Annotated in this window: 22 protein-coding genes; 17 read left to right on the forward strand and 5 right to left on the reverse strand. The window is 39.5% G+C overall.

The genetic code is table 11. The features are described 5' to 3' along the window. From PHO71_RS18490 to leuB, 7 genes are all read left to right on the forward strand, one after another. Window positions 1-182: hypothetical protein (locus tag PHO71_RS18490; protein WP_300206167.1), on the forward strand; the 182-nt coding region annotated here is incomplete at its 5' end. A gap of 14 nt (window positions 183-196) precedes the next feature. After that, a complete protein-coding gene (locus PHO71_RS18495; RefSeq protein WP_300206169.1) occupies window positions 197-490 on the forward strand; it encodes a hypothetical protein in 294 nt (97 codons plus the stop codon). Between the two features lie 400 nt (window positions 491-890). Continuing rightward, window positions 891-2,387: a 2-isopropylmalate synthase gene (locus PHO71_RS18500; protein WP_300206171.1), complete on the forward strand. Its 1,497-nt coding sequence runs from the start codon at window positions 891-893 to the stop codon at window positions 2,385-2,387. 47 nt (window positions 2,388-2,434) lie between these two features. After that, entirely contained in the window at window positions 2,435-3,829 is a 1,395-nt protein-coding gene (gene leuC, locus PHO71_RS18505; protein WP_300206173.1) for a 3-isopropylmalate dehydratase large subunit, read from the forward strand. A 27-nt stretch (window positions 3,830-3,856) separates the two neighbouring features. Then, window positions 3,857-4,456 (forward strand): 3-isopropylmalate dehydratase small subunit, encoded by a 600-nt coding sequence (gene leuD / locus PHO71_RS18510; protein WP_300206175.1) that lies wholly within the window; start codon window positions 3,857-3,859, stop codon window positions 4,454-4,456. Further along, the gene (locus PHO71_RS18515) at window positions 4,432-5,964 is read left to right on the forward strand and encodes an alpha-isopropylmalate synthase regulatory domain-containing protein (protein ID WP_300206177.1); all 1,533 of its coding nucleotides are present in this window, start codon (window positions 4,432-4,434) and stop codon (window positions 5,962-5,964) included. Before leuD ends, PHO71_RS18515 begins: the two co-directional genes overlap by 25 nt. Window positions 5,965-6,025: 61 nt before the next feature. After that, on the forward strand, window positions 6,026-7,087 hold the full coding sequence (gene leuB / locus PHO71_RS18520) for a 3-isopropylmalate dehydrogenase (RefSeq protein ID WP_300206179.1): 1,062 nt from the start codon (window positions 6,026-6,028) through the stop codon (window positions 7,085-7,087). A gap of 196 nt (window positions 7,088-7,283) precedes the next feature. Here leuB and PHO71_RS18525 read toward each other — a convergent pair whose 3' ends face one another. Beyond that, the gene (locus tag PHO71_RS18525) at window positions 7,284-7,967 is read right to left on the reverse strand and encodes a phosphatase PAP2 family protein (RefSeq protein WP_300206181.1); all 684 of its coding nucleotides are present in this window, start codon (window positions 7,965-7,967) and stop codon (window positions 7,284-7,286) included. A gap of 31 nt (window positions 7,968-7,998) precedes the next feature. Further along, complete coding sequence (locus PHO71_RS18530) at window positions 7,999-9,834, reverse strand: LTA synthase family protein (protein ID WP_300206183.1); 1,836 nt, start codon at window positions 9,832-9,834, stop codon at window positions 7,999-8,001. 88 nt (window positions 9,835-9,922) lie between these two features. Between PHO71_RS18530 and cysK the strand changes: the two genes are divergently transcribed. Both cysK and PHO71_RS18540 read left to right on the forward strand, forming a co-directional pair. Continuing rightward, window positions 9,923-10,870 (forward strand): cysteine synthase A, encoded by a 948-nt coding sequence (cysK, locus tag PHO71_RS18535; protein WP_300206185.1) that lies wholly within the window; start codon window positions 9,923-9,925, stop codon window positions 10,868-10,870. 70 nt (window positions 10,871-10,940) lie between these two features. Beyond that, window positions 10,941-11,813: a tetratricopeptide repeat protein gene (locus PHO71_RS18540; RefSeq protein WP_300206187.1), complete on the forward strand. Its 873-nt coding sequence runs from the start codon at window positions 10,941-10,943 to the stop codon at window positions 11,811-11,813. Between the two features lie 400 nt (window positions 11,814-12,213). Here PHO71_RS18540 and recQ read toward each other — a convergent pair whose 3' ends face one another. Continuing rightward, on the reverse strand, window positions 12,214-14,022 hold the full coding sequence (gene recQ / locus PHO71_RS18545) for a DNA helicase RecQ (protein ID WP_300206189.1): 1,809 nt from the start codon (window positions 14,020-14,022) through the stop codon (window positions 12,214-12,216). Between the two features lie 268 nt (window positions 14,023-14,290). Between recQ and PHO71_RS18550 the strand changes: the two genes are divergently transcribed. From PHO71_RS18550 to PHO71_RS18580, 7 genes are all read left to right on the forward strand, one after another. Beyond that, window positions 14,291-14,755, forward strand: a complete 465-nt coding sequence (locus PHO71_RS18550) for an AraC family transcriptional regulator (protein WP_300206191.1) — start codon at window positions 14,291-14,293, stop codon at window positions 14,753-14,755. 95 nt (window positions 14,756-14,850) lie between these two features. Beyond that, window positions 14,851-16,899, forward strand: coding sequence for a dihydrofolate reductase (locus PHO71_RS18555; RefSeq protein ID WP_300206193.1), 2,049 nt, complete (start codon window positions 14,851-14,853; stop codon window positions 16,897-16,899). Window positions 16,900-16,902: 3 nt separating this feature from the next. Next, window positions 16,903-17,565 carry a DNA alkylation repair protein gene (locus PHO71_RS18560; RefSeq protein WP_300206195.1) on the forward strand — a complete coding sequence of 221 codons (663 nt, stop codon included), beginning with the start codon at window positions 16,903-16,905 and terminating at the stop codon, window positions 17,563-17,565. Window positions 17,566-17,676: 111 nt separating this feature from the next. Continuing rightward, complete coding sequence (locus PHO71_RS18565) at window positions 17,677-18,165, forward strand: Fur family transcriptional regulator (RefSeq protein ID WP_300206255.1); 489 nt, start codon at window positions 17,677-17,679, stop codon at window positions 18,163-18,165. Beyond that, window positions 18,162-19,433 (forward strand): adenylosuccinate synthase, encoded by a 1,272-nt coding sequence (locus PHO71_RS18570; RefSeq protein ID WP_300206197.1) that lies wholly within the window; start codon window positions 18,162-18,164, stop codon window positions 19,431-19,433. Before PHO71_RS18565 ends, PHO71_RS18570 begins: the two co-directional genes overlap by 4 nt. Window positions 19,434-19,511: 78 nt before the next feature. Then, on the forward strand, window positions 19,512-20,816 hold the full coding sequence (locus tag PHO71_RS18575; RefSeq protein ID WP_300206199.1) for an alpha-L-fucosidase: 1,305 nt from the start codon (window positions 19,512-19,514) through the stop codon (window positions 20,814-20,816). A gap of 120 nt (window positions 20,817-20,936) precedes the next feature. After that, complete coding sequence (locus PHO71_RS18580) at window positions 20,937-21,623, forward strand: zinc metallopeptidase (protein ID WP_300206200.1); 687 nt, start codon at window positions 20,937-20,939, stop codon at window positions 21,621-21,623. Between the two features lie 187 nt (window positions 21,624-21,810). On the opposite strand, the gene PHO71_RS18585 is transcribed toward PHO71_RS18580, so the two are convergent. After that, window positions 21,811-22,020, reverse strand: a complete 210-nt coding sequence (locus PHO71_RS18585) for a hypothetical protein (protein WP_300206202.1) — start codon at window positions 22,018-22,020, stop codon at window positions 21,811-21,813. Between the two features lie 135 nt (window positions 22,021-22,155). Here PHO71_RS18585 and hisS point away from each other — a divergent pair, with 135 nt between their 5' ends. Then, window positions 22,156-23,520, forward strand: coding sequence for a histidine--tRNA ligase (gene hisS, locus PHO71_RS18590; protein WP_300206204.1), 1,365 nt, complete (start codon window positions 22,156-22,158; stop codon window positions 23,518-23,520). Between the two features lie 62 nt (window positions 23,521-23,582). Here the strand turns inward: hisS and PHO71_RS18595 are convergent, their stop codons facing one another. Then, window positions 23,583-26,120, reverse strand: coding sequence for a S9 family peptidase (locus PHO71_RS18595; RefSeq protein WP_300206206.1), 2,538 nt, complete (start codon window positions 26,118-26,120; stop codon window positions 23,583-23,585). Window positions 26,121-26,131: the final 11 nt, after the last annotated feature.

Raw genomic sequence — 26,131 nt, forward strand, 5'->3', positions numbered from 1 at the left:
CATTCCGAACAGAGAAGTTAAGCCTCGTCACGCCGATGGTACTGCGTAACAGTGGGAGAGTAGGTAACTGCCGTTTTTCAAGAAGCCCCTTGATTCGAAAGAGTCAAGGGGCTTTATTGCGTTTGGTGGATTCGAAAAAAAGTATTATATTCGCAACCGACAATTATATATTAATCGTTTAAAGCAAATCAAAAGTATGAAGATTAAATTATTCCTAACTGCTGTGGCAGTAACATTTACCTTTGCTATGATGTCTTGTTCTGGTAATAAAACAGCTAATAGTGCTTCTGAAGGAGAAGCAACGGATTCTGTTGAAGTTGTAGAAGCTGCTGTATGTACTCAAACTGACTCTTGCTGTCAAAAGACAGACTCTTGTGCTACTTCTTGTGATAAGAAGGCTGATTGCAATAAGACTAATTGTGATAAGAAAGCTAATTGCGACAAGAAAGCTGATAGTGCAGAAAAGAAAGAATGCTGCGATAAGAAGTAATTTATTGATTTAGAATGATAAATCAGGAGGGTACAGGGTGTTCCGACACTTTGTACCCTCTTTCTATTTTATGACGAATAGAGGATGACTTGTGATATATTCTTTTTTATTATTGGTTTTATCTTATGAAATGAAGTTTTTTTTGATAAAAAAGTAACGTATTATTTGGTGGATAAGAAATAATCTCTACCTTTGCATCGTTAAACAATAAAAAGACAATAAAATGAATCAGATGTTTATACATATTCTACTGTGCGGTATTATTATTCTACTATCAAAGTTTAGTGGAAGTGAGTGCTGCGCGTAAAAGTGTATGATCAAAATATACGAAAGCCTTTCTCACTTCCATGTGTGAAAGGCTTTTTTTTGATATTAATAATTATATAAATCATAATAGAAAATGGACAATAGGTTATTTATTTTCGATACCACCCTTCGGGATGGTGAGCAGGTTCCGGGATGCCAATTGAATACAGTAGAAAAAATTCAGGTAGCAAAGGCATTGGAAGCTCTGGGGGTAGATGTGATTGAAGCTGGTTTCCCTATCTCTAGTCCGGGAGATTTTAATTCGGTAATAGAGATTTCGAAAGCAGTGACTTGGCCTACAATTTGTGCTTTGACACGTGCCGTTCAAAAGGATATTGATGTTGCTGCGGATGCGTTGAGGTTTGCTAAACATAAACGTATTCATACAGGTATTGGTACTTCTGATTCTCACATCAAGTATAAGTTTAATTCAAATCGCGAAGAGATTATCGAACGTGCGGTAGCTGCTGTGAAATATGCACGTCGCTTTGTAGACGATGTGGAATTTTATGCAGAAGATGCAGGTCGTACAGATAAAGAATATCTGGCACGTGTAATTGAAGCAGTGATTAAAGCCGGAGCTACAGTAGTGAATATTCCGGATACAACTGGATATTGTTTACCTTCAGAATATGGTGCTAAGATTAAATATCTGATGGATCACGTTGATGGTATTGATAAAGCCATTATTTCTACTCATTGTCATAATGATTTAGGTATGGCAACAGCTAATACAATGGCGGGTGTTTTAAATGGTGCTCGTCAGGTAGAAGTAACCATTAATGGTATTGGTGAACGTGCCGGAAACACTGCTCTTGAGGAAATTGCAATGATTATCAAGAGCCATCATGAAATTGATATTCAAACTAATATTAATACTCAGAAGATTTATCCGACCAGCCGTATGGTATCTAGTTTGATGAATATGCCTGTGCAGCCGAATAAGGCAATTGTTGGTCGTAATGCTTTTGCCCATTCATCCGGTATTCATCAAGATGGTGTATTGAAGAATGTGCAAACGTATGAAATTATTGATCCTCATGATGTAGGTATTGATGATAACTCAATTGTATTGACTGCCCGTAGCGGACGTGCTGCTTTGAAGAGCCGTCTTGCTGTCTTAGGTGTTAAATTGGATCAGGATAATTTGGATAAGGTATACGAAGATTTCTTGAAGCTGGCTGATAAGAAAAAAGATATTAATGATGATGATATTCTTGTATTGGCGGGGGCAGATCGTACCCAGAATCATCGTATTAAATTAGATTATTTGCAGGTAACAAGTGGTATTGGTGTCCGTTCGGTTGCTAGTCTGGGATTGAATATTTCCGGTGAAAAGTTTGAAGCCTGTGCTAGTGGAAATGGTCCGGTAGATGCTGCGATTAAGGCTTTGAAAAAGATTGTAGACCGCCACATGACATTAAAGGAGTTTACGATTCAAGCTATCAGCAAAGGAAGTGATGACGTTGGAAAAGTGCATATGCAGGTAGAATATGATAACCAGATGTATTATGGCTTTGGAGCTAATACAGATATTATAGCGGCTTCTGTAGAAGCTTATATTGACTGCATTAATAAGTTCAAAAATTAAGGAGAAGACTATAATTCAATTCTAATTTGCAAAATTATAATAAATAAATGAATACATTATTTGATAAAATATGGGATGCTCACGTGGTAACTACCGTGGAAGATGGTCCTACACAGCTTTATATTGATCGGCTTTATTGCCATGAGGTGACTAGTCCGCAGGCTTTTTCAGGGTTGCGTGAACGGGGAATTAGCGTGTTACGTCCGGATAAAGTGTTTTGTATGCCGGATCATAATACACCAACGCATGATCAGGATAAACCGATTGAAGATCAGATATCCAAGACTCAGGTAGATACATTGACGAAAAATGCCAAAGATTTTGGTTTGACACATTACGGCATGATGCACCCAAAGAATGGAATTATTCATGTGGTAGGTCCTGAACGGGCTTTAACTCTGCCGGGTATGACAATTGTTTGTGGTGACTCTCATACTTCAACTCATGGTGCAATGGGTGCTATTGCTTTCGGTATCGGAACCAGTGAAGTGGAAATGGTATTGGCTTCTCAATGTATACTTCAGTCGAGACCGAAAACAATGCGTATTACTGTAGATGGAGAATTGGGAAAAGGGGTGACTGCAAAAGATGTGGCACTCTATATGATGTCAAAGATGACTACCAGTGGTGCTACAGGATATTTTGTAGAATATGCAGGTTCCACTATCCGTAATTTGACAATGGAAGGACGCCTTACTCTTTGTAATCTTTCTATCGAGATGGGTGCTCGTGGTGGTATGGTCGCTCCGGATGAAGTGACTTTTGAATATATCAAAGGTCGCGAAAATGCTCCGGAAGGCAAAGAGTGGGAGATAGCCATGGAATATTGGAAGACATTGAAAAGTGATGATGACGCTGTCTTTGATAAAGAAGTGCGGTTTGACGCAGCTGATATTGAGCCTATGATTACTTATGGAACTAATCCTGGCATGGGTATGGGTATCACACAGCATATTCCTACGATGGAAGGACTGGGAGAAGCGGCACAGGTTTCTTTCAAAAAATCTTTGGATTATATGGGATTCCAACCCGGTGAATCTCTATTGGGAAAGAAAATTGACTATGTATTTCTCGGAGCGTGTACCAATGGACGTATTGAAGACTTCCGGGCATTTGCTGCCATAGTGAAAGGGCGTAAGAAAGCGGATAACGTGATTGCATGGCTTGTTCCGGGTTCATGGATGGTAGATGCTCAAATTCGTAAAGAAGGTATAGACAAGATTCTGACAGAAGCCGGATTTGCAATTCGTCAGCCGGGATGTTCCGCTTGTTTGGCGATGAATGATGATAAGATTCCGGCAGGTAAATACTCCGTTTCAACTAGTAACCGTAACTTCGAAGGTCGTCAGGGACCGGGAGCACGTACCTTGTTGGCTAGCCCGTTAGTAGCTGCCGCTGCAGCAGTGACAGGAGTAATTACTGATCCGAGAGAATTTATTTAATTGATAATGGATAATAGATAATTGGAAATGAAAGCAAAATTTGATATAATAACAAGTACTTGTGTACCATTGCCCTTAGAAAATGTGGATACAGACCAGATTATTCCGGCACGTTTTCTGAAAGCGACAACTCGTGAAGAGAAATTTTTCGGAGATAACTTGTTTCGTGATTGGCGTTATAATGCAGATGGTTCTTTGAATAAAGATTTTGTGCTGAATGATCCTACCTATAGCGGACAAATATTGGTTGCCGGGAAAAATTTCGGTTCAGGTTCCAGCCGCGAACACGCAGCTTGGGCGATTGCCGGATATGGTTTCCGTGTAGTGGTATCTAGTTTCTTTGCAGACATTCATAAAAATAATGAATTGAACAATTTTGTGCTTCCTGTAGTTGTTTCAGAGGAATTCTTGCAAGAATTGTTCGACTCTATTTATGCGAATCCGAAGATGGAGGTGGAAGTGAATCTTCCGGAACAGACTATTACTAATAGAGCGACAGGTAAGAGCGAATGTTTTGAAATCAATGCTTATAAGAAACTTTGTCTGATGAATGGACTGGATGATATCGATTTCTTGTTGAGCAATAAAAATAAAATAGAACAATGGGAAGAGAAAGCGTCAAAATAGAGATCATGGACACAACCCTCCGCGACGGTGAACAGACCAGCGGAGTATCCTTTGTGCCTCATGAGAAACTAATGATTGCTCGTTTGCTATTGGAAGACTTAAAGGTGGACCGCGTAGAGGTTGCCTCAGCGCGTGTATCCGACGGTGAGTTTGAAGCCGTTAAGATGATATGTGACTGGGCAGCACGCCGGAATTTGCTTCATAAAGTCGAAGTATTGGGATTTGTAGATGGCGGTACTTCGGTCGATTGGATACAACGTACAGGTTGCCGCGTCATCAATCTGCTTTGCAAAGGTTCGTTGAAACATTGTATGCAGCAGTTGAAAAAAAGTCCGGAAGAACATATTGCTGATATTGTTAATGTAGTGGGTTATGCCGACGAACAAGATATTGCAGTTAATGTCTATCTGGAAGATTGGAGCAATGGAATGAAAGATTCTTCTGAATATGTATTTCAGTTGATGGATGGATTGAAAGGTGCTAATATCAAACGTTATATGTTGCCGGATACATTGGGAATACTGAATCCTTTACAAGTGATAGAGTATATGCGGAAGATGAAGAAACGGTATCCGGATACTCACTTTGATTTTCATGCACATAATGATTATGATCTGGCAGTAAGCAATGTGTTGGCGGCTGTCCTGAGTGGAGTGAAAGGATTGCATACGACGATTAACGGTTTGGGTGAGCGGGCCGGAAATGCCCCTTTGGCAAGTGTGCAGGCTATTCTGAAAGATCATTTCAATGCGCTGACTAATATTGATGAAAGCCGTTTGAACGATGTAAGTCGGGTAGTAGAGTCTTACTCCGGTATTGTAATTCCTGCCAATAAGCCGATTGTAGGTGAAAATGTATTTACGCAAGTAGCTGGTGTTCATGCTGATGGCGATAATAAGAACAATCTTTATTGCAATGATTTGTTGCCCGAACGTTTTGGACGTAAACGAGAGTATGCGTTAGGTAAAACCAGTGGTAAGGCTAATATTCGTAAAAATCTGGAAGATTTGGGATTGGATTTGGATGAAGAATCCATGCGTCAGGTCACAGAACGTATCATTGAATTGGGGGATAAGAAAGAGCTGGTTACTCAGGAAGATTTGCCTTATATTGTTTCAGATGTGCTAAAACATGGAGTGGAAGGTGAAAAAGTGAAATTAAAGAGCTATATTGTGAACCTTGCTCATGGTTTGAAACCAATGGCAACCTTGAAAATAGAAATCAACGGCAAAGAATTTGAAGAGAGTTCAAGTGGAGACGGTCAGTATGATGCTTTTGTACGTGCTTTACGTAAAATATATAAGGTAACTTTGGGGCGTAAATTCCCGATGCTGACAAATTATGCCGTAAGTATTCCTCCCGGCGGACGTACGGATGCATTTGTGCAGACTGTGATTACATGGAGTTATGAGGACAAAGTGTTCCGTACCCGTGGTCTGGATGCCGACCAGACAGAAGCTGCCATTAAGGCGACCGTGAAAATGCTGAATATCATTGAGAATGAATAGATGGGGTGCAGCTTTTCTAAAGAATATTTTATAAGTATATAAATAGAAAGAATTAACAATTATGGATTTTAAAATTGCTGTATTAGCAGGCGACGGTATCGGACCGGAAATCTCCGTGCAAGGAGTAAATGTAATGAGTGCCGTTTGTGAGAAGTTTGGTCACAAAGTAAGTTACGAATATGCAATCTGTGGTGCGGATGCTATTGATAAAGTAGGTGATCCGTTTCCGGAAAAAACTTTTCAGATTTGTAAGGATGCTGATGCTGTTTTATTTTCGGCTGTAGGTGATCCGAAATTTGATAATGATCCTACTGCAAAGGTTCGTCCGGAACAGGGATTGCTTGCTATGCGTAAAAAACTAGGCTTGTTTGCTAATATACGTCCGGTACAGACATTTAAATGCCTCATTCATAAGTCTCCTTTGCGTGCCGAGTTAGTAGAGAATGCTGACTTTGTCTGTATTCGTGAATTGACAGGCGGTATGTATTTCGGTGAAAAATATCAGGATAATGATAAGGCTTATGATACTAATTATTATACTCGTCCGGAAATTGAACGTATCTTGAAAGTTAGTTTTGAATACGCAATGAAGCGTAGAAAGCATCTGACGGTTGTAGATAAAGCAAACGTGTTGGCTTCTTCCCGTCTGTGGCGTCAGATTGCACAGGAAATGGCTCCTAACTATCCGGAGGTGACTACTGATTATATGTTTGTGGATAATGCTGCCATGAAGATGATTCAAGAACCTGCTTTCTTCGATGTGATGGTGACGGAAAACACATTCGGTGATATTCTTACTGACGAAGGTTCTGTAATCAGTGGTTCTATGGGCTTGCTCCCTTCTGCTTCTACCGGTGAAAGTACTCCTGTTTTTGAGCCGATTCATGGTTCATGGCCACAGGCTAAAGGATTAAATATTGCAAATCCGTTAGCTCAGATTCTTTCTGTAGCCATGTTGTTTGAATACTTTGATTGTAAGAAAGAGGGAGCCCTGATTCGTAAGGCAGTAGATGCTTCTTTAGATGAGAATGTACGTACTCCGGAAATTCAAGTTGCCGAAGGTGCTAAGTACGGAACAAAGGAAGTAGGACAATGGATTGTTGATTATATTAAAAACGTCTGATAATATATTTATAATAAAAAAGGAGACTGTCCGAAAATTGATTGTATGTTCTTATTTTGTTCTGTTATCCTGAACTTGTCGAAGGATCTACTTTGAATGTATCAAAGAGGAGGCTTTCACTACGCTCGGGATGGCAGAATGAGAGGACTTACAGACTTTTCGGCCAGTTCCCTTCCTTATTAAATGTACTTTTGCATTAACCTTGAACAATGGAATAAATAATGATACCAAGAGTGGTCAGTAATCCGGCATAGGTGATTATTTCTGTTTGTTTCGTCTTCTTTGTATTTGACGATTGGGTAACAGAATCCAGGTGGATCGCCAATTTATGGAAAATAAGATAGATTATCCATGCTCCGAATCCTCCGATAATAGCTCCCACTAATAAATCTCCGGGATAATGTAATCCCAGATACAGGCGTGTATATGAATTAGTAAATGCCCACAATACGATAAAGATACTCAGCCAACGTTTACGAAATAAACAAATCAGGAAGATGGCAAGTCCGAATGAATTGGCTGCATGACAGGAAGGAAAGCCGAAACCTCCTCCGTGTCTTCCATTTACAATATAGACTAGGTCAGCAATCGGATTTTCCGGATTGGAAGGACGCAAGCGACCTACCAACGGGCGAATCAGGCTATTACACATCTGGTCGCCAAAAGTGATAGTCAGTGCAATAGCTACTACATAACAAAGGGCTACTTTCCAATGGAAGTTTTTTAGTAATACATATAAAATAGTAGCGTACATTGGTATCCATATTACTTTTCCGGTAAAAGCACTCATAAAGTAATCCCAGAACGGTGAGTGTATTCCATTAAAGAATAAAAGTATATTAGTATCTATATTTGATAGACTTTGTATTATTTCATTCATATAAAATGTATTATAGAAAAGTGAAGTTTGTTTATCGTTTCGCTAAATCATCGTAGAGTTTCTGAAGGTAGGCTTTCCCTTTTTCCAGGTTAGCTCCTTTGGCTGTTCCTTCGTCCACTTGTATTTTATTGGCATCCAGATTGAACACCAATTGATTTTCCGGAGTAACCATACCAAAGAGAGACGTTTCGGTAAAATATCCAAAGTGGGGAGAGGAAGGATTCAGGATATTTTTACTGAAAGCAAAGTCATCATGTGGCAGTCCAAGTTGTGAAAGCAAGGTTGCAGGAATGTCTATTTGTGAACCATAAGTATCTACGATTTGTGGCTCTTTTATTGCTCCGCCAATCATAATGAGTGGAATGGTATGTCCTTCCAAAGGATTGTCTATCGGACGCGGATATCCTCCCAGGTGGTCAGGAACAAGTACAATCAATGTATTTTTCCACATCGGTGTTTTCTGATATTGTTTCACGAAATCTCCTACACAACTATCTGCGTAAGCAAAAGCATTGAGCACTTGGTTATCTAAACGGTGGAATGGAACTTCAAATGGTTCGTGACTACTGGATGTCTGTATGATTTTAAAGAATGGCTCTTTGGGCTTTTCTTCTTTAAGGTCTTTCAGAAAACGCTGGAATAATGTATGATCTAACGCTCCCCATTTGCCGGCACGTTCAGATAAAGCGAAGTCTTTTTCGGAAATAATCTTCTCTATACCCGAAGATACCAGATAAGAACGCATATTAGTAAAATCGGCATCTCCTCCGTAATAATATTTCAGGTCGTATCCGGCATTTTTTAGTGTACGTGGAATGGAAGGTAGGCTTTCTGTCTTTTCGGGATACTTCATGATGCTGGTACTTGGCTGTGCGGGATAGCCACTGATAATGGATACCAGACCACGGTCGGTACGGAAACTGTTAGCGTAGAAATTCGTAAATAATACACCTTCTTTTCCAAATCTGTCCAGATTAACTGCAACGTTCGGTTGTCCTCCGAGAGACTCCATTAAGTGATTGGAGAAACTTTCAAGGATGATGAAAATGATATTGGGGCGTTGTGTATTTAGTAGCTGGGGAATGCTGTCTGTTGGGGATACAGGCTTTTCAATCATTTGGTTAAATAACTTGTCTGCAATTTTAGGGTCCATAAAACGGTATTGCTTATCGAAGTTATTTTGATGGGTGGCGGAATACATAAAACTGAATGCCGGATTGATAGCCGCATGGTTCATTCGTTGGTTTTGGCTGAAATACACCTTGCTAAGATTCATGGTTGATACGGAGAAGCCGCCACGGATAGGGATAAAAAGAACTGCTGTTAATAATAGGAGTACTAAAGATACATTTTGTCTGTGATAAGGTATTTTTAAAGGTTTCTTTTCACGAATGAGTACACTATAAAAAACTCCGTATAGGATGGCTGCATAAATCAGTATCGTTAATAGTCCTAGTAATATATACCAGATGCTTACACTGGCTATGGCATCTTTGGGAGAAGTGAAGAAATAGAAAATGGGAGTGGCATCCAAACGGAATCCCCAGAACCCATATAATCCTAAATCAATAACAAAGATAGAAGCCATAATAAAGGCGATGAAGCGGAAATACCACTGTCGGATAGGACGCAGGATACGCGAGTCTGTCCAAGCGGAAACAATCAGTATCAGACCGGGAATTACCGTGAGGTATCCTGCCACAGAAAGGTCTAATGGCAGTCCGTGCCACATGACACTGAAATAGTCACTCCAGAATGCATCAGTATATATTTCATGGTAATAGCCCATGAATATAGGTTTTTGTATAACAAACAAAAGAACAAATAAAAAATAAGTAGTGAGAAATTGCAGAATTCTCTTTTTCATATCTATAAACTTAAAAAGATTGAACGGAGACAAAGGTACAATTCTTTTCTGTATCTTTGCGCATCAACCGAATAAAACGAGGTAGGCCATGCCAAAAATTGCGAAGAAATTGACAGATCTAGTGGGAAATACTCCACTGATGGAGCTTTCGGGATATAGCCGGAAGTATGAACTGAAAGAGAATTTAATAGCTAAGTTAGAAGCTTTCAATCCGGCAGGAAGTGTGAAAGACAGGGTTGCCCTGTCTATGATTGAGGATGCGGAGACACGCGGTGTATTGAAACCTGGTGCAACTATTATTGAACCGACGAGTGGAAATACAGGTGTAGGGTTGGCAATGGTGGCTACTATCAAAGGGTATCATTTAATATTAACTATGCCCGAGACGATGAGTCTGGAGCGGAGAAATTTGTTAAAAGCATTAGGGGCACAAATCGTTTTGACTGATGGCTTGGGGGGAATGTCTGCTTCTATTGCTAAAGCTCAGGAGTTACGTGATAGTATTCCCGGTTCGGTGATTCTTCAACAATTTGAGAACTCCTCTAATGCGGTTGCTCATGAACGGACTACCGGAGAGGAAATCTGGCGGGATACAGATGGCGAAGTTGCTGCATTTGTTGCAGGAGTGGGTACTGGAGGAACCGTGTGTGGTGTGGCCCGTGCTTTAAAAAAACATAATCCGGATATTTATATTGTGGCAGTTGAACCTGCTGCATCTCCTGTGCTGGAAGGTGGTCAGGCTGAACCACATCGTATTCAAGGAATTGGTGCGAATTTTATTCCGAAACTTTACGACGCTTCTGTCGTAAACGAAGTTATAGGTGTGCCCGATGATGAAGCGATTCGCGCAGGACGCGAGTTGGCTGCTACAGAAGGTTTGTTGGCAGGAATTTCTTCAGGAGCAGCAGTGTATGGTGCCCGGCAGTTGGCCTCACGTCCGGAATTCAAGAACAAAAAAATAGTAGTATTGTTACCTGATACAGGAGAACGTTATCTTTCAACTGAGTTGTTTGCATTTGACGTATATCCGTTGTAATAAGTTCTTCTTGTTGTCTTTTAGTGATTAGGAGCAAGAGCGTTTTGAATAATATTAATATGATTTACAAATGAAAAAAGTTTTGAGTGAAAATAAGGTGAGTGAAGTTGTGCTTTCAGTTTTTTTGAAAGGGACTTTTTTCTTCTTGTTTTTTTTATTTCCATTCACTTTGTTTGCGCAGACTTATCAACAGTTGTCCGAGAGGGCGATTGAGTGTATTGAGAAAGATAGTCTTCATCAGGCGGAAGATTTGTTAGTGAAGGCTTTGAAGCTGGACCCGAAGAATGAAAAAAATGCAATGCTTTTTTCTAATCTGGGACTGGTTCAGCGTCGCTTAGGGAAGTTTGATAAAGCACTTGAATCTTATTCTTTTGCATTGAATTTTGTTCCGTTGTCGGTACCTATTTTATTAGACCGTGCTGCAATTTATTTGGAAATGGGGAGAACGGATCGTGCCTATACCGATTATTGTCAGGTACTTGATGAAGATAAAAATAATAAGGAAGCGCTATTGATGCGGGCTTATATTTATATTCTTCGTCGGGATTATCCCACAGCGAGGGTAGATTATAATCGTTTGCTGGAGATTGATCCGTCGAGTTATAGCGGGCGACTCGGTTTAGCTACTCTTGAACAGAAAGAAGGGAAATTTAAGGAGTCGCTTAATATTTTAAATAAGATGATTGTGGAAACTCCTGATGATGCTACTTTATATGTTGCTCGTGCTGATGTGGAACATGAAATGGGACATGATGAATTGGCATTGGTAGATTTGGAGGAGGCTATACGATTAAATATTTCGTTGCCTGATGTTTATTTGTTGCGCGGTGAAATTTATCTGACTCAAAAGAAAAAGGTTTTGGCAAAGGCTGATTTTGAAAAAGCGATTTCGTTGGGTGTGCCACAGGCGGATTTGCATGAGCAGCTGCAACGCTGTCGCTGATGTTCTTTTTTATTATACTCACTTTTTTTGCGATGCTAAAGGGACAAAATTTGCTGTACTCAAACAGCCTGTCCTTTTGGATGCTTCGTTCAAGGCGTTCGCTTAACTGAATAAATAGACGGGAAGACTGTGCGGAGTATTTGTTTGCAGTAGGAAGAGTTAGAAAGTACTGCTTTATTCTTAGTTGTATATTTACATATTAGTTTTATTTTATGGGAGAGAGTCTAGAGAACTTTTAGTTGTTCTCGTGCCACCTTATTGTCACAACTGTGCCATGCTGTTGGCACAAGTATGACAATAGGGTGGCACAGTTGTGACAATAAGGTGGCATAAATCCATTCCTTTAGTGTCAATATTTACTTTGCAAAGGTTTCTGCTCGGTAGTCTTGTTTGTTAGGTTTTAGTCTACAAATTGCTTGATAAGGTTGATAAAATCTTTGCCATATTTTTTCTTTTTGTATTCTCCAATTCCGCTGATGGCTCCAAACTCTTCGATGGTAGTGGGACGTGAAAGGCTGAGGAGATGTAATACTTTGTCGGATAAAACGATATAGGCAGGGAGTCCTTCTTGGTCGGCTAGTTGTTTTCTTAGACCACGGAGAGCTTCAAAAAGGTCCTCGTTTTCTGTGCCTGGCAGTCCGAATGAGAATTCTTTGGAAATGACTATTTTTTTCTTTTTGGTTTTGGTAGTTGCTGTTTCTTCGCGGTGAATAACTGTTAGAGTGGCTTTGGCTCTGCTAAAGAGAACATCACTGCCGCTTGAAGTGATTTTAAGATGATTGTTTTCGTTGTAGGCGATTTCGAAGTAGCCTAGTTGTAACATCTGTAATAAATAATCTTGCCAGTCGCGAGTTGGAATTTCTCTTCCGACTCCAAATGTTTTTAATTCCTGATAACCTTTTCCGGTTACTTCGGTAGAGTAGTTACCACGGAGAATTTCTATTAGTAATCCGGTTCCGATCTGTTGGTCGGTACGGGCTATGGCACTTAATGCTTTTTGAGCAATGGTTGTGCCGTCGAATCTTTCGGGAGGGTTTTTGCAGACGTCACAGTTGCCACAGTCTTTTGTAGTTGTTTCTCCGAAATAGTTTAATAAGATTCTTCTTCGGCAGATGTCTGCTTCAGCATATTGTTGCATTCGTTGAAGTTTCTCCACATTGATAGTTTGTTGATTACTTTCGTTTGCAAATTTAGTGAGTAGGATTAGATCTCCTATTGAATAAAACAGGATGGTATCACTGGGCAGCCCGTCACGACCGGCTCGACCTATTTCCTGATAAAAACTTTCAATGCTTTTGGGTAGATTGTAATGGATTACCCACCGGACGTTGGATTTGTCAATTCCCATGCCAAATGCTATCGTGGCACATACTACTTGAATACGGTCGTTGATGAAATCATTTTGAGTTTCGTCCCGATGTCGGGGGGATAAACCGGCATGATATACTCCGCATCGGATACCTTGCTTTTGTAACATTTGGGCTACGGTTTCCGTTTTATTACGGCTCATGCAATAGATAATTCCACTTTCTCCACTGTGACGGTGAATAAATTCAAGGATTGCTCTGTTTTTCTCTTTGGCTTGAGAATCTCGTTTTACTGTCAGGCTAATGTTGGGACGGTCGAAAGAGGAGATAAAGGTTCGCGGGTTGATCAGATGGAGCTGGCGTATGATGTCCTCACGGGTTATTTTATCAGCAGTCGCTGTCAATGCAACGATTGGTATTTGCGGAAATTGTTGGTGTAGTATTCCCATTTGTGTGTATTCCGGTCGGAAGTCGTGTCCCCATTGCGAGATGCAGTGTGCTTCATCAATGGCAAATAAAGAGATATTCATATCTCGTAGCAAATAGTCTTTTTCTGTTACTAGTTTTTCTGGCGAAATGTATAATAGCTTGAGTCTCCCTTCGATACAGGCACGGCGTAAGTTAATATTTTCTGTTTCGTCGTTGTTGCTGTTCAAAGCTCCGGCAGCAATACCGTTAGATTGTAATGCTTCTACTTGATCTTTCATCAGAGAGATAAGCGGTGATACAACTATTGCAGTCCCTTCACAAAGTAAAGCAGGTAACTGATAGCAAATAGATTTGCCACCTCCGGTAGGCATTAGTACTAACGCATCTTGCTTGTTTAGAATGTGACGGATAATTTCTTCTTGTAAAGGGCGGAAATTATCGTATCCAAAATATGTTTTAAGGGTTTGTCTCATCAATGGATCTATTAAACTTGTTGCAAAGATACATTTTCTTTAGTATACTTTATCATGTATCGATTTATGTTCTATAATAAATCCCTAAAAGGTTAAAGTTTCTTATTATTCTGCTGCAATTTCGCTATTTCAAGCTTTTTGATTGTTTAAGTAGAAAAAAAATGCACAAAAAAATTGTGTATTAAAAAAAAAAGTAAGACATTTGTGACATGCAATGTTGTAAATGTGCAATATTAATTAATGAACAAACCCCTAACCAGTTAATTCGATGAGTGATTTAGAGAAAAAAACAACGGAGGAAACTCCTAAGAAGCGCCCTTATAATTTGAGGGAGAAGAAAGAAAAGAAAGCTGCGTATAGATCTTTGATTAGACCGGAATTAGCAGATGAGTTGTATGACAAGATTCTGAATATTGTTGTTGTTCAGAAGAAGTATAAAGACCCAGATTATTCTGCTAAGGATTTAGCTAAAGAGCTTAAAACAAATACACGCTATCTTTCTGCAGTGGTGAATTCTCGTTTTGGCATGAACTATTCTTGTTTGTTGAACGAGTACAGAGTGAAAGATGCTCTACATTTATTAACTGACAAACGTTATGCTGACAAGAATGTAGAAGAGATCAGCTCAATGGTTGGCTTTGCAAATCGTCAATCTTTTTATGCTGCATTTTACAAGAACGTAGGTGAAACTCCTAACGGATATCGCAAGAAACATACTGATAGCAAAAAGTAATTGCGTATTCTGAAACTTAATAAAAGGAATTACCTCTGAATGAAAGTTTAGAGATAGTTCCTTTTTCTCTTTTTAATTGAACAATACTAGTTATTATGAAAAAACATTTTATTTCGATAGTTGTAGCAGGAACATTTTTAGTATCTTGCGGAGGAACTAAAACAACAACTGCTGAGGCAGATAAATTTGATTATACAGTGGAACAATTTGCAGATTTACAAATATTGCGGTACAAAGCTTCCGGATTTGAGGAACTGTCGCTGAAACAAAAAGAGTTGATTTATTACCTGAATCAAGCTGCTTTGGAAGGACGGGATATTTTGTTTGACCAGAACGGAAAGTATAACCTGAGAATTCGAAGGATGCTTGAAGCTGTGTATACAAACTATCAGGGAGACAAAGCTAGTCCTGATTTCAAAAATATGGAAGTGTATCTTAAACGGGTATGGTTTTCCAATGGCATTCATCATCATTACGGTATGGAAAAGTTTGTACCCAACTTTTCACAGGAATTTTTGAAACAAGCTGTGCTTAGTGTTGATGCTTCATTGCTTCCGTTAGTGGAAGGACAAACTGCCGAACAACTGTGTGCCGAATTATTCCCTGTTATATTTGATCCGGTTATTATGCCGAAACGGGTGAACCAGGCAGATGGCGAAGATTTGGTGCTTACTTCTGCTTGTAACTATTACGACGGTGTGACGCAGAAAGAAGCAGAAGATTTCTATAGTACTATGAAAGATCCGAAAGATGAAACTCCGGTTTCTTATGGATTGAATAGTCGTTTGGTTAAAGAGGAGGGTAAGATACAAGAAAAGGTATGGAAAGTAGGTGGACTCTATACACAGGCTATTGAAAAGATTGTCTTTTGGCTGAAGAAAGCTGAGACAGTTGCTGAGAATGATGCCCAAAAGGCTATGATTAGCAAGTTGATTCAGTTTTACGAAACAGGTAGTTTGAAGGACTTTGATGAATATGCTATTCTTTGGGTGAAAGATTTGGATTCACGAATTGATTTTGTGAATGGTTTCACTGAAAGTTACGGTGATCCGTTAGGAATGAAAGCTAGCTGGGAGTCCTTAGTGAACTTTAAGGATATGGATGCTACACATCGTACGGAGACTATCAGCAGTAATGCACAATGGTTTGAAGATCATTCTCCGGTAGATAAATTATTCAAAAAAGATAAAGTGAAGGGGGTATCTGCGAAAGTAATTACTGCTGCTATACTTGCCGGTGATTTATATCCATCCACGGCTATTGGTATCAACCTTCCGAATGCCAACTGGATTCGTGCTCATCACGGATCGAAATCTGTTACTATCGGAAACATTACTGATGCTTATAATAAAGCAGCTCACGGCAATGGCTTCAACGAAGAATTTGCCTACAGTGATGTGGAAATTCAATTTATGGATAAATATGGTGATTTGACGGACGAACTTCATACTGACTTACATGAGTGTTTGGGACATGGTTCCGGTAAATTACTTTCGGGAGTAGATCCGGATGCTTTGAAAGCGTATGGTTCTACTATTGAAGAGGCTCGTGCGGATTTGTTTGGCTTGTATTACGTGGCTGATCCGAAGCTGGTGGAATTGAAACTTGTGCCGGATGCAGATGCTTATAAGGCTGAATATTATAAATTTTTGATGAATGGCTTGATGACACAATTGGTACGCATCGAACCGGGAAATAATATTGAGGAAGCTCATATGCGTAACCGTCAGTTGATAGCTCGTTGGGTATTTGAAAACGGAGCAGCTGATAAAGTGGTGGAGATGGTGAAGAAAGACGGAAAAACTTATGTTGTGATTAATGATTATCAGAAGGTACGCGAACTATTTGGTAAATTGTTAGCTGAAATCCAACGCATCAAGTCTACCGGTGATTTTGCAGGAGCTCGTAAGTTAGTTGAGAATTATGCAGTAAAAGTAGATCCGGTTCTTCATGCAGAGATATTGGAACGTTATAAGAAACTGAATCTTGCTCCTTATAAAGGATTTGTGAATCCCAAGTATGAATTGGTGACAGATGAAAATGGTAATATTACAGATGTTACTGTATCTTATAACGAAGGTTATGTGGAACAAATGTTGCGTTATAGTAAGGACTATTCTCCCCTGCCTTCGATAAACAATTAAAAAATGGATATTAAAGAACAATTGAAAGATATCAAAACGCAGCTCCGTCTCTCTATGAACGGGGCTGTGTCTCAAAGTATGCGTGAGAAGGGATTGGTGTATAAACTCAATTTCGGTGTAGAACTTCCACGTATCAAGATGATTGCTGATGGTTACGAGAAAAACCACGATCTGGCTCAGGCATTATGGAAAGAGAATATTCGTGAATGTAAGATTCTGGCTGCGATGTTACAACCCATCGATACCTTTTATCCTGAGATTGCCGATATTTGGGTAGAAGATATTCAGAACATTGAGATAGCGGAATTAACGTGTATGAACCTTTTTCAGCACTTACCGTATGCACCGGCTAAATCATTCCATTGGATAGCTGACGAGCGGGAGTATGTACAGACCTGTGGGTTTTTAACCGTAGCCCGTCTTTTGATGAAAAAAGGGGATATAACGGAAAGAGTAGCCGGAGAGTTGCTTGATCAGGCTATTTGTGCCGTATATTCGGAAAGTTACCGTGTTCGGAATGCAGCGATGTTGGCCATTCGTAAATATATGCAGCATAGTGAAGGAAATGCTTTTCAGGTATGCCGTTTGGTGGAAGGAATGTCAGATTCTACTATAGAAGCAGAACAAATGTTGTATAATATGGTGAGGGAAGAAGTGGATGAGTGACGGACAGCTTGCTACTGAACTACCAAATTATCCTTCATACAAATATCATAGAAATTCTTTTGCTTTCCGCAAAAAAGGCTTAACTTTGTTCGCGCTAATTTTGTGCTGATGATGGAAACTCAAAATGTGAAAGATACAGTACGGCAGATATTCACCGAATATCTTACTGGAAACGGGCATCGTAAGACTCCCGAACGTTATGCCATACTCGAAACTATTTACTCCATCGAAGGACATTTCGACATTGATATGCTCTATTTACGGATGATGGACCAGGAGAATTTTCGGGTAAGCCGTGCAACTCTCTACAATACTATTATTCTGTTAATCAATGCGCGTCTAGTCATCAAACATCAGTTTGGAACATCCTCCCAATATGAAAAATCATACAATCGTGATACACATCATCATCAGATATGTACCCAATGCGGTAAGGTAACTGAGTTTCAAAACGAGGAGTTGCAGCATGCCATTGAGAATACAAAGTTAAGTCGCTTTCAACTTTCTCATTACTCCTTATATATATATGGATTGTGTAGTAAATGCGACAGAGCGAATAAACGGAAAAAAGTAAATAACAACAATAAAAAAGAAAAATGAAAGTAGATGTTCTATTAGGATTACAATGGGGCGACGAAGGTAAAGGAAAAGTAGTCGATGTATTAACACCTAAGTATGATGTGGTTGCTCGTTTTCAGGGCGGTCCGAATGCTGGTCATACACTTGAGTTTGAAGGACAAAAATATGTACTTCGTTCCATCCCTTCCGGTATTTTTCAAGGGGATAAAGTAAATATCATCGGCAACGGTGTGGTACTTGATCCGGCACTGTTCAAAGCAGAAGCAGAAGCACTTGAAGCATCGGGGCACCCGTTGAAAGAACGCTTGCATATCTCGAAGAAAGCTCATCTTATTCTTCCGACACATCGTGTTTTGGATGCTGCTTATGAAGCAGCTAAGGGGGATGCGAAAGTGGGTACTACCGGCAAAGGTATCGGTCCGACTTATACAGATAAGGTAAGTCGTAATGGTGTTCGTGTAGGTGATATTCTTCATAATTTCGAACAGAAATATGCAGCCGCCAAAGCTCGTCACGAGCAAATCCTGAAGGATTTGAATTATGAATATGATCTGACCGAGCTTGAAAAAGCTTGGATGGAAGGTATTGAATATCTGAAACAATTCCATCTTGTAGATAGCGAGCATGAAATCAATAATCTGCTGAACGATGGAAAAAGTGTACTTTGCGAAGGTGCGCAGGGAACAATGTTGGATGTCGATTTTGGCTCTTATCCTTTTGTTACTTCTTCTAATACAATTTGTGCCGGTGCTTGCACAGGTTTGGGTATTGGTCCTAATCGTATCGGCGAAGTATATGGTATTTTCAAGGCATATTGTACACGTGTAGGTGCAGGTCCTTTCCCAACAGAATTGTTTGACGAGACTGGCGATAAAATAGGCGCGTTGGGACATGAATTTGGTGCAGTGACAGGGCGTAAGCGTCGTTGCGGATGGATTGATTTGGTAGCATTGAAATATTCGGTAATGATTAATGGTGTAACTAAATTGATCATGATGAAGAGTGATGTTCTTGATACATTCGATACCATCAAAGCTTGTGTTGCTTATAAATTGAATGGTGAAGAAATCGACTATTTCCCTTATGACATAACAGAAGGAGTAGAACCTGTATTTGCTGAACTTCCGGGTTGGAAAACAGATATGACGAAAATGCAGAGTGAAGATGAGTTTCCGGAAGAATTCAATGCTTATCTTAGCTTCTTAGAGGAACAACTTGGGGTACAAATCAAGATTGTTTCCGTAGGACCTGATAGAGCACAAACTATCGAACGTTATACAGAAGAATAAAATAGTTCTATAATTTTTTGGAAGGGCGGAGTTTTTTATCTCCGCCTTTTTTGTTTAAGTTTTTAATAATAATGCCTTATGAAAACACATCTTATTTCATTCCTTTTATTATTAGGTATAAGTTTTGGGATGTACGCTCAACCTTCTTATCAACCTACTCAGGAAAATTTGAAAGCCCGTCAGGAGTTTCAGGATAATAAATTTGGTATTTTTCTTCATTGGGGTATGTATGCTATGCTAGCTACCGGTGAATGGACGATGACAAACAACAACCTGAATTATAAAGAGTATGCCAAACTGGCAGATGGCTTCTATCCTTCTAAATTTGATGCTGAGAAATGGGTGGCAGCTATTAAGGCTTCAGGAGCAAAATACATCTGTTTCACTAGCCGTCATCATGAAGGTTTTTCTATGTTCTATACGAAGTATTCTGATTTTAATGTAGTCAAGGCCACTCCTTTTAAAAGAGATATTATAAAAGAATTAGCTGCCGCTTGTGCTAAACAGGGGATCAAGCTTCATTTTTATTATTCTCATCTTGACTGGTCACGTGAGGATTATCCATGGGGACGTACGGGACGTGGAACAGGACGACCGAATCCGAAGGGGGATTGGAAAAGTTATTATCAGTTTATGAATAATCAGCTGACAGAATTACTGACGAATTATGGTCCGGTAGGTGCTATTTGGTTTGATGGATGGTGGGATCAGGATCAGAATCCAAGCTTTGATTGGGAACTTCCGGAGCAATATGCATTGATTCATAAACTTCAACCGGGATGTTTGGTTGGAAACAATCATCATCAAGTTCCTTTTCAAGGTGAAGATATTCAGATTTTTGAGCGTGACCTGCCGGGAGAAAATACGGCGGGACTTTCCGGACAGGATGTAAGTCAATTGCCTTTGGAAACTTGTGAAACAATGAACGGAATGTGGGGATATAAGATTACTGATCAGAATTATAAATCGACGAAGACATTGATTCACTATTTGGTAAAAGCCGCTGGTAGGAATGCAAATCTTTTGATGAATATCGGTCCTCAGCCTAATGGGGAACTTCCGGAAGTGGCTGTACAGCGCTTGAAAGAAGTAGGTGAATGGATGAATCAGTATGGTGAAACTATTTATGGTACAAGGGGTGGTATCATTGCTCCTCAAGACTGGGGAGTTACCACACAGAAAGGAGATAAACTATATGTGCATATCCTTGATTTGAAGGATAAGACATTATTATTACCTCTAACTAATAAAAAGGTGAAGAAAGCCGTTTTATTTAAGGATAAATCTCTAGTTCGATATACCAAAATGAAAGAGGGTATTTTGCTTGAACTATCAGAGGTTCCCCAAGATGTAGATTATATCGTTGAACTTACAATTGACTAATTTTTAGCTAATTCTTCCTAAAAGGATGGAGAAACTATTCTTACATTGATGGTTTACTCTTATTTTTGGCAAAGTATTTGTTTATATACTATTGAGTAATAATTTTAAAAAGAATAAAGTATGGTTTCATATGGATATTGGATATTAATTATCGGAATTGCTGTCGTAAGTTGGATAGTGCAGATGAACTTGCAGAATAAGTTCAAGAAATATTCGAAGATTCCTACCGGAAACGGTATGACAGGTCGAGATGTAGCTGTGAAGATGTTGCAAGACAATGGTATTTATGATGTGCAGGTGACACATACTCCCGGACAGCTGACCGACCACTATAATCCTGCCAATAAGACAGTGAATTTGAGTGAAGGTGTATATGAGAGTAACAGTATAATGGCAGCTGCCGTAGCAGCTCATGAGTGCGGTCATGCTGTTCAGCATGCACGTATGTATGCCCCGCTAAAAATGCGTAGTGCATTAGTGCCTATTGTCAATTTCTCATCTTCTATCATGACATGGGTTTTATTGGGTGGTCTACTTATGGTAAATACATTTCCTCAACTGCTTTGGGCCGGTATTATTTTATTTGCCATGACAACGTTGTTTAGTTTTATCACATTGCCGGTAGAAATTAATGCAAGTAAGCGTGCTCTTGTTTGGTTGAGTTCATCTGGTATTACTAATTCTTACAATCATTCACAGGCTGAGGATGCTCTTCGTTCTGCTGCTTATACCTATGTCGTTGCTGCATTAAGTTCATTGGCAACATTGATTTATTATATATCAATTGCTTTAGGAAGAAGAAACTAAACTTCATTTATCAGAATATAATAAGTGCTTCCGTAGTGTTTTATAATTGCTATGGAGGCACTGATTGTTTTATCGGGCGTATTATTGCAAATGAAATTTGGCTCTATGAGGGTAAAAAATGGAAGGTACTTCGAAAAAGATGCTTACCAACATCATTTTTAATAATGTAAGAATAGAGAAGGAATTGCTAAAGGCTGATGGTTATTTTCGCTTTCGGACAAATAATTTTTCCGGGAATGAACCATTGGTCAATTATTGTTTCATTAATACATTTCACGATAAATAACCGATTGATCTGTCGAATAGATAAAACGCCAGTCAGCCCTTTATTCAATTTTTCTACAATAAGTTTCTTTTTAGAGAATATAGCGATAATGCTCGTTGTGAGTATTTTCATACTTAGTCTATTTTATCTTGTTTGCAATATTCATTGTTTTTTTAAATATATCGAAATCATTTGGATCTCTTTTCTTTGAGCTAATTCAATAATTTACAGTAAATTTGCAAATCAAATTTATAAGCAGAAAATATTATGGCAGCAAAACCAAGTATTCCTAAAGGAACTCGTGACTTTTCGCCGGTAGAAATGGCGAAGCGTAACTATATATTCAATACAATTCGTGATGTATATCATCTGTATGGTTTTCAGCAGATAGAGACTCCATCCATGGAGATGCTTTCTACCTTGATGGGAAAATATGGAGATGAAGGTGACAAACTTCTTTTCAAGATTCAGAATTCAGGTGATTATTTTTCGGGGATTACTGACGAAGAGTTATTGAGTCGTAATGCTACTAAACTGGCAAGTAAGTTCTGTGAAAAAGGACTCCGCTATGACTTGACTGTGCCTTTTGCCCGTTATGTGGTGATGCATCGTGATGAAATTACTTTCCCGTTCAAACGTTATCAGATTCAACCGGTTTGGCGAGCAGACCGTCCACAGAAAGGACGTTATCGTGAATTTTATCAGTGTGATGCTGATGTGGTAGGTAGCGATTCATTGCTGAATGAGGTTGAGTTGATGCAGATTGTAGATACGGTGTTCAGCCGTTTCGGTATTCGTGTTTGTATTAAAATTAACAACCGTAAAATCCTTTCAGGTATTGCTGAGATTATAGGCGAGGCTGATAAGATTGTAGACATAACGGTAGCTATTGATAAACTAGATAAGATCGGTTTAGATAATGTGAATGCTGAACTGAAAGAAAAAGGAATCAGTGATGAGGCCATTGCTAAGTTGCAACCGATTATTCTATTGAGTGGAACTAATGCTGAGAAGCTCGGAACTTTGAAGAATGTGTTGGCTGCAAGCGAAATAGGTATGAAAGGAGTGGAGGAAAGTGAATTCATTCTGAATACCTTGGAAACAATGGGATTGAAAAATGAAATAGAATTAGATCTGACATTGGCTCGCGGATTGAATTATTATACTGGTGCTATCTTTGAAGTGAAAGCGTTGGATGTACAGATTGGCAGTATTACTGGTGGAGGTCGTTATGATAACCTGACGGGAGTATTCGGTATGTCCGGTGTATCCGGTGTTGGTATTTCTTTTGGTGCCGATCGTATTTTCGATGTGCTGAATCAGTTGGAACTTTATCCGAAAGAAGCAGTAAATAGTACGGAAGTATTGTTTGTGAATTTTGGTGAGAAAGAAGCAGCTTTCGCTATCGGGATGTTAGCTAAAGTACGTACAGTAGGTATACGTGCTGAAATATTTCCGGATGCAGCTAAGATGAAAAAGCAGATGAGCTATGCAAATGCTAAAAATATTCCTTATGTTGCTATCGTTGGAGAGAATGAAATGAATGAAGGTAAAGCTATGCTTAAGAATATGGAAACAGGAGAGCAAAGTCTTGTTTCAGCAGAAGAACTGATTGTTATTTTGCGGAAATAAGATATCTTTTTGTAAAGAATAGGAGGTATGCTAAAAGCTGTTTTGCATACCTCCTATATTTTTTACAGATGTCGTTCCGGATACATCTCATTCCACCATTCCGGTCGTTCTTGCAGCCATCGTGCAAACCAAGCCATGATAGAATTGTGCCATTTGATACGTTTGTCGTAGTCTGAGATAAAATGGTTTTCTCCTTCTACAGTGATAAATTCCACTGTTTTTCCTAATATTTTAAGAGCATTGAAAAGCTGAATGCTTTCGCCAATAGGTACGTTAGTGTCCACAGTACCGTGCAATAAAAGCAATGGAGTGTTAATCTTATCAGCATTGAAGAGTGAGCCTTGTTTAGTAAATAAATCGGGATTTTTCCATGGATAGCTGTCAGCAGCTGCAACGGCATTATATCCATATCCCCAATAGCCTTCTCCCCAATAGCTGGTCACATCACTGATACCTGCGTGTGATACAGCAGCGGCGAATATGTCAGTTTGAGTTTGTAGGTACTGAGTCATAAACCCGCCGTAAGAAGCACCGATACATCCGATTCGCTTCTCGTCCACAAACGAATGTTCTTTGCAGAATTGCTTCGTACCTTCAATGATATCATCAGCGGTACGCTTTCCCCATGCATTGACATGACGGGCAGAAAACTCCTGTCCGAAACCAATAGTGCCGCTAGGCTGAATGACATATACTACATAATCTCGTGAGGCAAATAGCTGTGCACAATACGGGTTACTGATACCACGAGTTGTAGGAGTCGTACCACCGTAATAATATACAATCATCGGATATTTTTTATTCGGATTGAAATCAGGGGGTAAACATATTTTTCCTGTGATTACTGTTCCGTCCGAAGCTGTAAAGTTCCAAGGTTCTGTTTTTCCTAATTCTATTTTATCCAGAATAGGTTTCATTGGGTCTGCCAGCAAACGGGAAGTTTTCTTTTTCATATCATATAGATAGGCAACACCTGCATTGTGATCTGATTGACCAATATAGGCAGCCATCCATGGATTGTTTTCTGCTAAAGTGAAAGAATTGGTGACATCTGTTTCTAAATTCAACTTCTCAAATTCATTATTTTTAGGGGAATAACGATAAATGTTTTTGCAGTCGCCATCATCTGTGTTGAAATAGATATATCCATCTTCTCGGTTCCACTGTAAAAGACTGACGGTAGGATTGAAGTTTTTAGTGATCGGCTCTATCTTACGGGTAGTCAAGTCCATTATAAAGGCTTGGGTGTCGTAATCATTGGCAATAGGATGATTGCTGCAATTCTTACCAATACCACCAAAAGCTTCGGGGCTGGCAGTCAGCAATAGTTGTTTTCCATCAGGAGAGTAATTCGCTCCTCCCAAGAATCGTTCTTCATGGAAAAGAGTATCCACTTTCAGTGTTTCCAAATCGACCAGATATAGAGAAGACAGAGAGTAGGGGCGTTGGGTGATGTTCTCCTTTGAAGAACTGTATATCAGATATCTGCCATCTGGAGAAATATCCTGCAAATAGGTGCTATGATTACCAAAAGTCAATCTTTCCGAAACGCCATTGGTTATATCATATTTAGCAAGAAAACTTCGTCCACGAGTGTTGGGAATACGGTCAGCCGGACTGACAATTCGCCGTAATTCACCTGACTCCTTTTCTCCCTCTTCTTGAGGATAATAAATAAGAAATTCTTCGGTGGGTGACCAAGTGAAACTTTGTTCGGGAATTCCTTTTAAAATAGTCTCTTCACGTAGCGTAGCAGGGTCAAGCGCAAGTACATCATTTCCGTCAGAAGCAGTTACTGTGTAATACAACTTATCGCTTTTAGGCATCCAGCGCATTCCGTCTCTTGCGTTCTCTATAATAACTTTACCGGTTTTCAAATCAGTAAGTTCACAATAAATACGTGAACGTTTGGCGGAATGGTTGTTCCAATAACGTGTCAGTAGATATTTTCCGCTGGGAGAGATGGATACAGCGATAGCTTTGTTTCCATATACTGTATTATCGAGCGAAAAACGTTTCTTGGCATTTGGGTCCAAAGTGCAGGCAATATCTTTGAATTTCTTGTCTTTTATAAATTCACTTTTTAGCGTGGGTACAGCCTTATCTTCAGCAGTAGACAGTAGTTTGAATGTGATCTCATAATCCCGTTCCGGTTCCATGCTGATGGCAATTTCTTGGGAAGAGGCAGCAGTTATACTGTCTTCGGCATTTTCTTTTTTTTGTTTTGAAACTCCATCAATAAAAACCTCCCAGCGTACAGGAGAAGTGACTTTCAGCTTACCTTTAACGAAACGTTCTGCCCGAATCTGTGTCTTGAGCAAATAGATTCTGCTGTCTTTTTCAGCTTTCGTTAATTTTAAGAATCCTGCCGTGTCTACAGTGAGCATTTGCATAGGTGCATCCGGTAAGTCCAATACTACTGGGGTTTGAAGTAGCATTTTGGTTGTGTGCTTTTCTCCTTTAGGATTAATACTGTCGTTCATAATAGGAGTACGAACATCAATCGCATTCCGAACTTGGTATTGCGTCAATCTTTCCTGTGCCTGGAGAGCAACGCCTGTTGCCATAAAAATGGCTAAAATTATTCTTTCCTTTTTCATGTGCGGTGTAT

The sequence above is a fragment of the Bacteroides sp. genome, assembly GCF_028690125.1.
GTDB lineage: Bacteria > Bacteroidota > Bacteroidia > Bacteroidales > Bacteroidaceae > Bacteroides.